Source organism: Slackia heliotrinireducens DSM 20476 (assembly GCF_000023885.1).
Classification (GTDB): Bacteria; Actinomycetota; Coriobacteriia; order Coriobacteriales; family Eggerthellaceae; genus Slackia; species Slackia heliotrinireducens.
Genome location: NC_013165.1, coordinates 906,055 through 918,521, shown reverse-complemented (window position 1 = coordinate 918,521; position 12,467 = coordinate 906,055). Strand labels below are relative to the sequence as shown.

The 12,467-nt window shown below is 60.9% G+C and carries 13 protein-coding genes; 5 read left to right on the top strand and 8 right to left on the bottom strand.

Annotated elements, in window-relative coordinates:
• Positions 1-11: 11 nt before the first annotated feature.
• The 5 genes from SHEL_RS03875 (at position 12) to SHEL_RS03855 (ending at position 4,339) form a co-directional block, all read left to right on the top strand.
• Complete coding sequence (locus tag SHEL_RS03875) at positions 12-650, top strand: 4Fe-4S dicluster domain-containing protein (RefSeq protein ID WP_012797953.1); 639 nt, start codon at positions 12-14, stop codon at positions 648-650.
• A 106-nt stretch (positions 651-756) separates the two neighbouring features.
• Complete coding sequence (locus SHEL_RS03870; RefSeq protein WP_012797952.1) at positions 757-1,380, top strand: TorD/DmsD family molecular chaperone; 624 nt, start codon at positions 757-759, stop codon at positions 1,378-1,380.
• Between the two features lie 92 nt (positions 1,381-1,472).
• A complete protein-coding gene (locus tag SHEL_RS03865) occupies positions 1,473-2,816 on the top strand; it encodes a 4Fe-4S dicluster domain-containing protein (protein WP_012797951.1) in 1,344 nt (447 codons plus the stop codon).
• On the top strand, positions 2,810-3,640 hold the full coding sequence (locus tag SHEL_RS03860) for a hypothetical protein (protein WP_012797950.1): 831 nt from the start codon (positions 2,810-2,812) through the stop codon (positions 3,638-3,640). The genes SHEL_RS03865 and SHEL_RS03860 overlap by 7 nt, the downstream gene beginning before the upstream one ends.
• 9 nt (positions 3,641-3,649) lie before the next feature.
• Positions 3,650-4,339 carry a TorD/DmsD family molecular chaperone gene (locus SHEL_RS03855; protein WP_041422482.1) on the top strand — a complete coding sequence of 230 codons (690 nt, stop codon included), beginning with the start codon at positions 3,650-3,652 and terminating at the stop codon, positions 4,337-4,339.
• A 37-nt stretch (positions 4,340-4,376) separates the two neighbouring features.
• On the opposite strand, the gene SHEL_RS03850 is transcribed toward SHEL_RS03855, so the two are convergent.
• From SHEL_RS03850 to ruvX, 8 genes are all read right to left on the bottom strand, one after another.
• A complete protein-coding gene (locus SHEL_RS03850; RefSeq protein WP_169304498.1) occupies positions 4,377-6,308 on the bottom strand; it encodes an MBL fold metallo-hydrolase in 1,932 nt (643 codons plus the stop codon).
• A 427-nt stretch (positions 6,309-6,735) separates the two neighbouring features.
• A complete protein-coding gene (efp, locus tag SHEL_RS03845; RefSeq protein ID WP_012797947.1) occupies positions 6,736-7,299 on the bottom strand; it encodes an elongation factor P in 564 nt (187 codons plus the stop codon).
• A gap of 65 nt (positions 7,300-7,364) precedes the next feature.
• Positions 7,365-8,489, bottom strand: coding sequence for a M24 family metallopeptidase (locus SHEL_RS03840; RefSeq protein ID WP_012797946.1), 1,125 nt, complete (start codon positions 8,487-8,489; stop codon positions 7,365-7,367).
• Positions 8,490-8,542: 53 nt separating this feature from the next.
• Complete coding sequence (locus SHEL_RS03835; protein ID WP_012797945.1) at positions 8,543-9,076, bottom strand: shikimate kinase; 534 nt, start codon at positions 9,074-9,076, stop codon at positions 8,543-8,545.
• Positions 9,076-10,212, bottom strand: coding sequence for a chorismate synthase (locus SHEL_RS03830; protein WP_012797944.1), 1,137 nt, complete (start codon positions 10,210-10,212; stop codon positions 9,076-9,078). Before SHEL_RS03830 ends, SHEL_RS03835 begins: the two co-directional genes overlap by 1 nt.
• Before the next feature lie 116 nt (positions 10,213-10,328).
• Entirely contained in the window at positions 10,329-10,826 is a 498-nt protein-coding gene (locus tag SHEL_RS03825; RefSeq protein ID WP_012797943.1) for a YqeG family HAD IIIA-type phosphatase, read from the bottom strand.
• Positions 10,827-10,835: 9 nt separating this feature from the next.
• Positions 10,836-12,005 carry an endolytic transglycosylase MltG gene (gene mltG / locus SHEL_RS03820; RefSeq protein ID WP_012797942.1) on the bottom strand — a complete coding sequence of 390 codons (1,170 nt, stop codon included), beginning with the start codon at positions 12,003-12,005 and terminating at the stop codon, positions 10,836-10,838.
• Positions 12,006-12,050: 45 nt separating this feature from the next.
• Positions 12,051-12,467, bottom strand: a complete 417-nt coding sequence (gene ruvX, locus SHEL_RS03815; protein WP_012797941.1) for a Holliday junction resolvase RuvX — start codon at positions 12,465-12,467, stop codon at positions 12,051-12,053.

The window sequence follows — 12,467 nt, the reverse complement described above, 5'->3', positions numbered from 1 at the left end:
GGAATACCATTATGACCAAGTACGCCATTGTCGTTGACGAGCACCGTTGCATCGGTTGCTGGTCCTGCAGCGTTGCCTGCAAACTCGAGAACAACCTCCCCGATCAGTCCTGGTGGAACACCGTGCTGACCGTGGGCGGCGACAGTGTGAACACTCCTGCCGGCGAATACGGCAAGAACACCATCACCTTCAATCCGTACCACTGCATGCATTGCGACACCCCGGCCTGCACCGCCGTGTGCCCGACCGGCGCCACCTACAAGGATGAGGAAACCGGCATCGTCATGCAGAACGTGTCCGAGTGCATCGGCTGCCGCAGCTGCATCGAGGCTTGCCCCTACACGGGCGTCCGCACCTACCTGGAAGAGGACCCCATTCCCGCCATGGAGTGGCCTGTCGGCAACCAGCAGGCACCCGACCACCTGGTCAACACCGTCGAGAAGTGCATCATGTGCTACTACCGCGTGAAGGACGGCAAGGACCCCGCATGCGTCGAGGGCTGCCCCGCCTACGCCCGCGTCTTCGGCGATTTGGACGACCCCGAAAGCGAAGTGTCCAAGCTTCTGGCCGAGCGCGAGTACTACGTGCTCAACCCCGAAGCCGGCACCGGCCCGAACGTGTATTACCTTAAAGACACCACGCAGCGCTAATATGTAGCAAGATTCGGAACCCTCCCTCCAACCCGAATCACCTTGCTACAATGTAGGGGCACAGGACCGGTCTTGTGCCCCTACGATTTTGAAGGACTGTTGACTTATGCCAAAAACCAACCTTGCCGCCATGTTCAAGCTCTTCTCCATCGCGTTGCAGCCGATCCGCGCCGATTGGATGGACCTGTTGACCGAAGGGAAGCTGCGCGACGACGTGCGCATGATATGGACGGCGCTGGAGCTTCCGCAAGCGCCTCTGGACGAGTTCTGCGCAACGCTTGACACCTTCGTCGGGCGCGATCCCGAAGAGGTCCTCCACGAGCTGCGCCAGGAGCGCACGCGCCTGTTCATCGGCGACAAACCGCTCGTCAAGAGTTCGGAGGGACTGTGGCGCCGCGACCGCGAAGGCAGGCGCGCCGTGCGCATGATCAACCAGTACTCCATCGAGGTCCAGGAGTTCATGCGCGAGTGCGGCGTGGCCAAGAAGGCCGGCACCAACGACTGCATCGACTATCTGGAAACCGAATGCGATTTCTGCGCGTTTCTGGCGGACCGACCCGAGTACCTCATCGAAATGGGCAAGGAGCCCATCGACCTGCTCGATCAGTTCATGGACGAGCACGTGAAGAAATGGGGTCCGGGCCTGTGCGAAGATGTGGTGCGGGAAACGCGCAATCCGTATTTCCGCGCGGCATACGGGCTCATGGCCGAGTACCTCAAGGAATTCTAACAGACGGCCCTCGTTACGCATGACGTTGCGGCGGGGGTCGCTCTCTTGAAGGCATCGCGATCAGGCACAACCTAGAAAGGAAGAGGACGGGAATGGCAAAGGGGGATCGCTCGAATAAGATTTCCATCGTGTTCGACAGCGATCGCTGCCTGCATGCCCGCACGGTCAAATCCTCCTGCTCGTCCTGCATCGACACCTGCCCCACAGGAGCCATCCACAAGTCGGATAAGCGCGGCATGCCCGAAATAGACCCAACGATATGCGTGAATTGCGGGCAATGCCTGTCCGCATGCCATCTGGACGCGTTCTCTTCCCCACAATTCACCGAGCGCCAGCTCATCAACCGCATCGACAGGGGAAAGCCCCTGCGGCTGCGCTGCTTTTTGCCCTATGGCGAGCTTGATGAGCTCGACCTGAACTGCGACACATACCATCTGGGCACCTGCATCGGCGCCCTGACGGCAGGAGGCCTGTTCGAGCTGTCCTTGGCGAACCGATGCGAGCTGGCAACCGACCAATGCCGAAAATGCGTGCTGTTCCCCCGCCTGGCCCCCACCATGGAGACCAATGTGAAGGCGGCGTCCCAGTTGCTGGCCGACTGGGGCCGCGCCAGCAACCTGGTCGAATCCACGCCTCTGTTCCTGACGGACCAAACCGCAGCCGACCAGCCCGAAAACGCACCAGCCGACACCCGCAGCCGATACGGGCGCGAATCCGCCCTCTCCAACGAGCAGACACTCTCCGCAGACGACGTGGCTGCCTTCACCCATTTGAAGGACGGAAGCGGCACCCGGAACAACGACGACACAGCAGATGCCGTGGGCGCCTTTAACGACGTGCGCTCGAGCATCCGGCTTCTGTTCCACGGCCGTCGCAAGCGCGAATCGGGAGGACTGATGCCCCGCCCCGAGCTGCGTGTGCGCCGATACAAGAACAAGCACGTCCCGCTGTGGCGCGACCGGCTGCAGGCGCTGTGGAGGCACTCGGAAAGCGTTCAGGGCGGCCATTACCTTTGGCCTGAACACATCGTGGACAAAAGCATCTGCCGCGCATGCGGCGTGTGCATGCAGATGTGCCCGACGGGGTCTATCCACCACACCTTGGGCGACGGCGAATTCGTGTACGAGTTCTCCCCCGGCACCTGCGTAAACTGCGGCGTATGCGTGGCGTCCTGCCCCAAAGAAGCTATCAAGCATAGGGCTCAGGCTTTGATGCAACCCTTCTATCTGCAGGAATGCTATGCCATGAAGGCCGAACCCTGCCCGCGTTGCGGCCTGCCCGTGCTGGAGCGCGACGACGGCCCGCTCTGCTGCGTATGCAACGACCAGCCGAAAACACGGGACATGATGCGACAGCTCGGCGACAAGCTGGGAGCGGGCGTCTCCTGCGCTCCCGTAGGGGACTTCGCTCCGGAAAAGAGCGGCGGGCCATGCTAGACGACTCGATTCTGACACATGAGAGCACCGTGACCTTCATCCAGCGCATCTACCAGATGATGGACCGCACGTCCCGCAGCATCGGAGACGTGGCCTTCGCAGAGCAGGCGCTGCTCGTCAACGCTGCGGAATCGGACGGAGGGTTCTCGCTACGGCTCTTCCAGACCAAGCCTGCCCAGTCTGCGAATTCCGCCATATCCATCGATGCGCTTCTGGAAAAAGAGCTTGCCGTACGGGTACGCAACCGCAACGACCGGCGAGGATACGCCATCAAGGCAACGGACAAGGGCCGTAACCGCATTGCGTTGGTTGACAGGGCCATCGCCTTGACGCTTATAGACACCGAAAGGCGGCTTACCGAGGACCTGTATGAAGAGCTGGTCATGCGAGCACGCACGTTCAGCGATGCCGTGAACCCCAGGCATCGCGTCACGACGTTTCTGCCGGGCGCGCTTGCGGGCTATCTGTCAGCGTATCAATTTGCCGTCGAGCGCGAAAGCGCCTACGCAGGCCTGACGTCGCTGCAGGTTTCGATTCTTTGTTGCCTGAGCGGCCAGACGGAGCGCTGTTCCGCGGGGCACATCGCAGCCTGCACGGGCCTGTCCGTCGAGATGGCCGAACTGAACCTGGAGCACCTGCTGGACCGGCAGGCCGTCCGCAATACGAACGGCCTTTGGGAGCTGCGCGACGATGGGCGTCAACGCCTGTCCACGTTTATGGAACGGTTCAAGGTCAGGGTGGAAGACATCGTCGGCAGCTTCGACGACGAGCAGTTCTCCCATGCCGAGCAGCTTGCCGAACTATCGTCCTACCTGTTCGCATAGGAAAACGCCATGTTGCCGGGGAAGAGCAAATCGGATGTCATGCGGCACGGCAGAAGCGCCACTGCAGTGCATTTGTCAGCCATGGCGAAGCTGTGCTCGCTGCTTGCGCGTGTGTTCTCCTACCCCGACCGCATCGAGGCGCAGGCGTACACGTCCGTCGAGTTCCTCGATATCTGCGAAGGGTTCGTATCCGAAGCCGGCTTTCCCGCCCGCATCGCCGACGACGTGTGCGAACGGTTCGCCGAGATGTCGAACCGGATGGATTCCGAGGAGCGAGGCAAGGCTCTGCGCGTGGAATACACGCAGCTGTTCACCCTGCCGCCGCGCCCGATTTCTTTGGTGGGCTCCAAATGGGTGCACAACCGCACGCTCGCTTCCGAACGCAAAGGCGAGCGCTTCGCCGTTGATGAAGTGTACCGCGAGCTGGGGCTGCGCAATAAACCAACGGTGCGAGACCCCGCCGATCACCTGGTAAGCGAGCTCGATTTCATGCACTACATCCTGCGTGCCGAAGCGCGGGCCTGGGATAACGACGACCTTGTGATGGCGCGTGACTGGCGCCAGCTGCGCGACGACTTTCTGGAATACCACCTTTATGAGCTGGCCTTGGGCGTGGCACACGCCATAGACCGGATGTCCTCAAACGCGCACATGCGCTACTACGCCGCGCTGCTCCGCCTGGTCATTGAACATATATAGGATGTGTTTCCGCCCCGCATGAGGCGAATCCGTAAGGCTACAGCATGGCGCCCGACGAGCTGAAGCGGTACTGCTTGCCGCCGATGACCTGGGACCCCGTGACCATTGCGCCCGATGACTTGAAGTAATACCAGGTACCGTTCAGCTTCAGCCAACCGGTCTGCATGGTGCCCGAATCCTTGAACCAGTACCAGGCGCCGCCGACCTTCTGCCATCCGGTGGCCATGACGCCCGAGGACTTCAGATAGTAGTACGTGCCGCCGGATTTCAGCCAACCGGTCTGCATGGCGCCCGACGAGCCGAAATGGTACCAGTCGTCACCAAAGCGCACCCATCCGACGGCCGCAGCGCCCGAATCCCTGAAGTAGTACTGCACGTCGTCGATTTTCAGCCAGCCGGTGATCATGGCGCCCTTCGAATCAAGGTAGTACCAGGCGCCGCCGACCTTCTGCCATCCGGTTTTCATGCCGCCCGAGGAATCGAACAGATACCAGGAGCCGTCTATGTTCTTCCAACCGGTGGCCATGACGGCATTCGGCGCGAACCAGTACCAGACCTTGCCCTGCTTCATCCAGCCGGTCATGGCGGCACCCGAAGACGTGAGATAGTACCAGGACCCGTCGATTTTCTTCCAGCCGCCCGACTGCATGACGCCGTTCGACCCGAAGTAATACCAGCTCCCGTCGATCTGTTTCCATCCCGTGGCCATGACGCCCTTCGCGTTGAGGTAATACCGGGCCTCGTCCTCGTCGAACCAGCCGGTAATCGGGTTGCTGGACTCGTCGTAGCGATACCACTTCCCGTCGATTTTCACCCACGTGTCGGCGGCGGCGACAGGCGAGTTGTCGAAATACCAGTAACGGGTCGCATCAGAAAGCCATCCCGTATAGGCGTACGGTTCGCCGTACAGGTAGGCATGAGCCAGCCCGTCTTCCTCGTGGACCTTGATCATGGGCATGGATTCGACGTTGGAAACGTAGGAGCCGCCCGCATCGAGCTCGACGATGATCTCCGTCACGCCCTGCTCGAGAGCCAAATCGGTGCAGTAATACGCCGAACCGAGCTCCAACAGCACGTCTTTGGACTCGGCAACGAGCTGGTAGGATTTGCCCGTCTGCACGGCGATCTCAGGCGAAAGCGTGTACAGGAAGTTCGCCGTGTTGGAATTCTTGTTGCCGTGATGCCCCAGCTTGAGCACGTCCACATCGCCGATGAGCGGAGCAATGTTGTCTTCGGTGCTCTTGCCGCCGGAGCTTTCGGGGATGTTGTTGATGTCGCCTGCCAGAAAGGCCCGCTGGCCGTTCGCTTCCACAAGGACGCCCAGCGAGAACGCGTTCGCGCCGTACACCCCTGTTTCCTTATAGCTCTCATCGGTGTTGAGCAACGTGATATGCATTGACCCCAGGTCGAACTCGGAGCATCCGACATCGCTCCCCTCTTCGGGCGTCACCGGCGCGTCCGGATAAAAATGCCGGATGAGCGCCGAACCGTTCGCTTCGGCCGCCTCGACCAGCCGGTCGTACACAAAGAGGTTGTCCCACAGCTGACTCGGTTCGGTGATGTAGTCGTCGCTGTATTCAGGCGTGTACACGCGATCGGGCAGATAACGTTCTATGACCTGCGGCGCGTTCGCTATATGGTCGCTATGGGGATGCGTCCCCACCAGGAACTCGACGTTTTCGGTGTTCGCGCCGATGGAATCGAGATAGCCGATGACCTGGTCCGTGTTGCTGCGTTCCTCGGTGGAGATGTAGTCTCGCCAGGGATAACGCTCGTCGCTTCCGTCGGGATAATAGGAGTCTTCGGCACAGTCGACGACGCCGAAGCGTCCATCGCTTTCGAGAACGATGCAGTCGGCGGAGTATTTGAACATGAGGATGTGGATACGGTCGCCGTCCGCGTGCGCCACGGCGGGCATAGCTGCAGAAACAGCGATTGCCGCGGCAAGGCAGACAATCGCGAAAAGCACCTTCGACCTGCGCCAAGAAGGCATATGTTTCAAACACGTATAAAGCATGACAGGCAATATACCCTGACACGCGCCACCAACGTGCCACAATCGGAATCGACACATCTTATCTCCCATAATCACCCGTAATACATGTATTCGAGCACATGAATCATCCGATACACATTCGAAACGTCGAAAGCACGCCTTCGCCGGATGAGCTGCAGAACAAGCTTCCTATTTGTATACGGGTTGGTTTTCGAGAGATGCGGTCGAATGCTTAGGATGTGTATTCGACATTTATGTATCCAGGCGAACACGAGGGTCGGATCTTGCCAGCAACCAAGGCGCTTGCACGAGGGGCAATCGCCGAGCCGAGCATAAAAAAACCGGGCCAGGGACACTCGCCCCGGCCCGGACAACAGAACCGAATTGTCTAACGTAAACTTTAGACGCGCTTGACGAAGCGGCCGTCGCGCGTGTCGATCTGGACGCGCTCGCCGATCTCGATGTACATGGGAACCTTCACCTCGGCGCCGGTCTCCAGGGTGGCCGGCTTGGTGGAGCCCTGGACCGTATCGCCCTTGAAGCCGGGCTCGGTCATGGTGACCTCAAGCTCGACGAACATCTGGGGCTCGACGCCCATGAGCTCGCCGTCGGCGTAGGACAGGGTGACCTCGTCGTTCTCCTTCAGCCACTGAGCGGTCTCGCCCACGTGATCGGCTTCCAGGGAAACCTGCTCGTAGGTGTCGGGATCCATGAAGTAGAAGTCAGTGCCGTCGTTGTACAGGTACTGCATCTTCTGCTGCTGCAGCATGACGGTTTCGAACTTGGTCTCGGGGCGGACGGTGTCGGTCAGCACGCGGCCGGTGGACAGGTCGCGAACCTTCATACGCACGAAAGCAGGGCCCTTGCCAGGCTTGACGTGCTGATACTCGATGACGGTGCACTTCTTGTTCTTGTACAGGATGCACATGCCGGTCTTGAAATCGGTGGTAGAGATAGTTGCCACAGAAAACCTCCTATTTTTGCCAGGCCGCCAGACCCCTGAGGCGCCCAGCTTCTTACACATAACTGCTAAATTATAACGAGTTCGTGCGTGGATTGCGTAAACACCTCAAAACCATCAGGAGTTATGATTCCGAAGTCCTCGAGACGACACCCCATCTTGCCGCTCAGATACACACCAGGCTCCACGGTCACGACGTTTCCGACCTCAAGCGGCGCCTCGTTGCGGGGCGAAAGCACCGGCAGCTCATGGATGTCGATGCCCACGCCATGGCCCAGGCCGTGGCCCATCTTACCGGCGAACCCGTGCTGCGCCAGCACGTATTCCGCCAGTTCGTGGGCGGCCTTGCCCGTCACGCCAGGCTTGAGCATGGCCTCCACGGTCTCGTTCGCCTTGCGAACGGCGTCCACCACGGCCTTCGCCTCGTCGCTCACGTATCCGATGGCAACCGTACGGGTCATGTCCGAGCAGTATCCTTTGGCCTTGGCCCCGAAGTCCATGACGACCAGATCGCCTGCCTCCAGACGCTTGTCGCCTGGGATGCTGTGCGGCGAGGCCCCGTTGGCGCCCGACGCGATGATCGACGAGAACGCCAGGTCCTCCGCACCCATCTTGCGCATGGTCTGCTCAAGCTCGAATTGCACCTCGCGCTCGGTCATGCCTTCGCGCATGAACCCGATTATGTGCTCGAAGGCCGCATCGGTTATGGCCTGCGCGGCACGCAGACGTTCGATCTCGGCCTCGTCCTTGCAGGCGCGAAGCTTCACCACCACCTGATCGGTCTCCACCAAACGCGGACTCCAAGCCTTTTCGGCAAAGGCGGATTCCAACGCCCGGTACTCCTTGATGCTCAGGGAATCCTCGATAGCGAATCCGCAGATGCCCCGACCGGACTGCGTGCCCGCCTGCTCATGGTGGGCTGCGAAGGCGTCCGCCACCCACTTCGCGTGCGTGGCACGAGTATCGTCGACGGTCCAGTCGGTGCCCTCGGCGGCTGCAACGGCCGCATCGGAGTAGCGGGAATCCGTATGCAGGATGGCGGAATTCGGGGTGACGAAGGCCAGATGGGCGGCCTCGGAATCGAAGACGCCTTCAAATCCCGTCAGCCATTTCACACTGGAAATGTCGCGGACGTAGAAGTCCTTCCAGCCGTCCTGTTCCATGCGCGCACGCATGCGTTCGAGTCGATTCATGGTATTCCTTTCAAACGTGGCGTCAAACGGACGCCGGAAGCGGACGAGCCGCATTATTCTTTGAATATGCCTTCGTCTTTAAGCATCTGTTCAATGTTGCGGGCCACCAGGCCTGTGCTCTTGTCGAACACGTCCACCGTCGCCTGGGCCGACGCCTCAAGCTGGGGTTTCCGTTCTGCGGCAACCTCTTCGGCATCGGTTCCCGTGGCTAGAAGCGGCCGGGTGCGCAGGCTGCGGATGCGGTCCAGTGCGCCGTCGCAGGTGGTTTCGAGCAGTACGGCGAAGCCCCGCTCGGCCAGCACGCGGCGCCCCTCCTCGGTGGCAACAACGCCCTCGCTGCAGGAGATGATGGCCGGCCCCAGGTCGGCACAGCATTTGAGCATCTCGATCTCTATTTCCCGAAAGCGACGCTCCCCCACTTCCTTATAGATGCGGGTGGCGTCCTTCCCGTAGGAACGGCGCATGAAGGCGTCCACGTCGATGGCCGCCACATGCATGTCGCGGGCCAGGCGCCGGGCCACCGTGGTCTTGCCGGCCCCCATGATGCCGATGAGGAATACGTTGTCGCGAAGCTCTGCCAACGCCATCACCTGGTCGCAATCTTGATGCGCTCTTTGTAGGCGTCGAGCGCCGCATGGACATCCTTCATGGAGTCCCGTCCGAATTTATCCAGATAGGCGTTAGCCAGAACCAAGGCCGCTTCGGCCTCGGCAACCACAGCCGTATGGGGAGCCGAGCACACCTCGACGCACTCGTCGAGGGAAGCCGTCGGCTCCAGCGTCGACATGCTTACCGTTGCGGGCGCGTCTTCCATCGCGGCTGGCGGCAGCACCGCACCGCCGATGATGAGCGGGGCCCCCGACGTGATGCCGTCCTCGATGCCGCCCGTCGAGTTCGTCTCGTATGCGAACCCGCGGCCTCGCACGCAGGACAGGGCCGTGCGGACCTGGGAGCCCTTCATGCTTGCAGCCAAGAACCCCAGACCGAGCTGGACCCCGTACACGCCCGGCACGGACATGACCGCCGCAGCAAGCCGCGACCCCAGGTTGCCGGATGCATCCAGATACGAGCCCAAGCCTGCGACCAAGCCCGTCGCCACAATACGGAAGGTGCCGCCGAGCGTGTCGCCCGACTCGCGGGCCGCATCGATTTCGGCCTCCATCAGTCGAGACGCCTGCGCCACAGGGCAGCGCACGCCGGAGGTTTCTATACTGAGGGGTTCGTACAAGGCCGCAACGACCATGGGCTCTTCCTCACGAAGCGACGCCGACCCGATAGAAGTCACGTAGGACTGAATGTCCACGCCCAGCACAGCCAGAAACTCGCGGGCAATCGAGGCCGCTGCGATGGAACCCATCAGCCGCGCTGCGGACATGGGAAGGGACACGTCTCGGCAGTCGTCGCTGCCGATTTTCAACGCGCCGAACAGATCCGGCGAGCCGCTGCGCCCGACCACCGCCCGTTCGTCGGCCACGTCGATCACCGGCTCGTCGAACTCGAGCAGAACCGCCACAGGAGCGCCTGTCGTGCGGCAGTTTCGCAACCCGCCGATAAACTGTGCATACGGAACCGGATGGGCGGCGTCGGTCATGCCGTAGGCGCCTGCACCGCGCCCCAAGTCGTATTCGAGGTCGTCGACGCGCACGAGGAGCCCCGCCGGGACACCCTCGATTACGACGGTCGCATGACGGCCGTCTTCGCTGACTGTGATTGCGTGATGCATGCCTTCTCCGTTGTTCGTGGTCTGCACACGATTGTAGCACGCCGGCATGGGATGCATACGCTCATGCTGCACCATGTATGCAGCAAATTCCGCGAATCGAACGGGGATTGCAGCAACTACTTCTCAGGCGGCATGCCACCGATGATTTTGCGCTCCAATTTACGTAGGACCAAGGTGTGCTTGAGGTCCACCGTCGTCAGGGGATCGACCAGATACGACGCGAACCCGGCAAAGTGCCCGCCCCAGATATCGGTCATCAGCTGGTCGCCGATGCAGACGGTCTCGGCGCGCGTGGCCCCTAAAGTGCGGAGCGCGCGCCCATAGGCGATGGGCAGCGGCTTGCAGGCCTTCGCCACCACGGGCAGACCCAGGCGCCTCCCCCATTCGAAGGGACTCTCATGCCAGTTGTTCGACAGAATCAGAGCACCGACGCCGCACTTCGACAAATCAGCCAGCCAAGCGAGGATGTCCGACGGCACCTCGTGGGTGTCACGGGGCAAAAGCGTGTTGTCCATGTCGAGCAGCACGAAGCGAATGCCCCGGTCGAGCAGGTCGGCTTGCGGGTCTATGAGAGATACCCTGGTGAAGTACCGGTCAGGTCGCAAAAGGGCCATGGTCGGGCGCTACCTGTTGGTGTAGCGGTCGATGGCAGCCTGATGATCTTCGAGTGTCGTCGAGAAGGTGTGGTCCACGTACCCGTCCTCATCTACGATGAAGAAGTACAGGTAATCGGTGGTCGAGGGATTGCAGGCAGCCTGCAGCGACGCGATGGAAGGATTGCAGATGGGACCGGGGCACAGACCGTCGTTCAGGTACGTGTTGTACGGGCTTTCCGTCTCCAGGTCGGCGGCGGTCACTTCACCACCGGTGACATAGCCCATGGTTGCGTCGGACTGAAGCGGCATCTCCTCGGCCATGCGGTTGTAGAAGACCGAAGCAACGTCCTCGCGTTCCGTGGGGAAGTCTTCGCCAGGCAGCGCCTCTTTCTCGATGATGGAAGCCAGAATGAGCACGTCATAGGCGGTCAGCCCCTGGCTTTCAGGATAGGTGTAATCCAGCACCTCGACCTCTGCGGCGTACTGGTCGAGCATCTTGCGGATAAGCGTATCGGCCGTGTCGCCAGGCTCGATGTTATAGGTCTTCGGGAACAGGAACCCTTCCAGGGAATCCTCGTAGGCGCCCTCGACGAAGGGATAGTCCTCCACATAGTTGGAAGCAAGCGCCTGGGCTGCGAAGTCTTCGGCGGTAATGGCACCCTTGCTCGACTCCTCCACGGCAGTGGCGATGCGCGCATTGGTCCAGCCCTCGGGCACCGTAAGGGTGAGCACCCCGGTGTCGCCCGTGGCGATGGCGTTGATGACCTGGTCCATGGTCATGCCTTCGGAGAAGGTGTATGTGCCGGCCTGGAACTGGGCGTCCGCACCCAATGCGGCGGCGCGCTTGACGAAGGCCTTCTGGTCGTCGATCAGACCCGCATCGGCGAGAACTGCGGCGACGTCTTTTGCGGTCGCACCTTCGGGGATGGTGACCTGGGTGCCTTCGGAAACGATGACCGTCTCGCCGATGTTTTCATTGGCATCCGAAGAACAGCCCTTCACGAAATTCGTCAGAAGCAAACCCGCCAGAACCAGGATAAGGACGCCGATGACGGCGGCCACGATGACCGGCACCTTGCTGCGGCGCGGACGGATATGGGAGGTGTCGTAGGTTCTGAACTGTTTCTCACCTTGGGCATGCACCATACGGGCACGATGATTTGGCCTGCTGCTGTAGGTGATCTGTTTGCGCGGCATGGTTTCAGTCCTTGTCTCAGAGTGCGAATAAAGAATGTTTGGACATTACTGGTCGTCATGCGAATCGAGCCAAGCCTGCAAAAACAGGCTTGCTGCAATCATATCTACTTTACCGCGCATGCTCCGCTCATCCAAGCCCTCTTCACGCAAAATGCGTTTCGCCTCAGCCGAACTCAGCCGTTCGTCAACGAAGGATAAGGGCAGGTCGCGTGCACTGGCTATTTGTCGCGCCTTCTCTTTGATGGATGCGGCCTGAGGGCCTTCCTCCCCTGCCATCGTATACGGCAGGCCGCACACCAGATGTTCTATCTCCCAATCCTCGACGAGCATACGGAATTCGCGCCCGTCGTTGAGCACTACGTCGGCGGGAAGGACCTTGAGCGGCGAAGCTATGCGCCCCGCCGCATCGGAAACGGCGAGGCCGATGCGGACCTCGCCGATGTCAAGCGCTAGTACGCGCAC

Excerpts from the sequence above, each read along its gene's own strand:
- SHEL_RS03870 (WP_012797952.1), top strand. The coding sequence starts at position 757 with ATGCCAAAAACCAACCTTGCCGCCATGTTCAAGCTCTTCTCCATCGCG.
- SHEL_RS03830 (WP_012797944.1), bottom strand. The coding sequence starts at position 10,212 with ATGCATCACGCAATCACAGTCAGCGAAGACGGCCGTCATGCGACCGTC.
- SHEL_RS03875 (WP_012797953.1), top strand. The coding sequence starts at position 12 with ATGACCAAGTACGCCATTGTCGTTGACGAGCACCGTTGCATCGGTTGC.
- SHEL_RS03835 (WP_012797945.1), bottom strand. The coding sequence starts at position 9,076 with ATGGCGTTGGCAGAGCTTCGCGACAACGTATTCCTCATCGGCATCATG.
- SHEL_RS03825 (WP_012797943.1), bottom strand. The coding sequence starts at position 10,826 with ATGGCCCTTTTGCGACCTGACCGGTACTTCACCAGGGTATCTCTCATA.
- SHEL_RS03860 (WP_012797950.1), top strand. The coding sequence starts at position 2,810 with ATGCTAGACGACTCGATTCTGACACATGAGAGCACCGTGACCTTCATC.
- SHEL_RS03865 (WP_012797951.1), top strand. The coding sequence starts at position 1,473 with ATGGCAAAGGGGGATCGCTCGAATAAGATTTCCATCGTGTTCGACAGC.
- SHEL_RS03840 (WP_012797946.1), bottom strand. The coding sequence starts at position 8,489 with ATGAATCGACTCGAACGCATGCGTGCGCGCATGGAACAGGACGGCTGG.
- SHEL_RS03855 (WP_041422482.1), top strand. The coding sequence starts at position 3,650 with ATGTTGCCGGGGAAGAGCAAATCGGATGTCATGCGGCACGGCAGAAGC.
- mltG (WP_012797942.1), bottom strand. The coding sequence starts at position 12,005 with ATGCCGCGCAAACAGATCACCTACAGCAGCAGGCCAAATCATCGTGCC.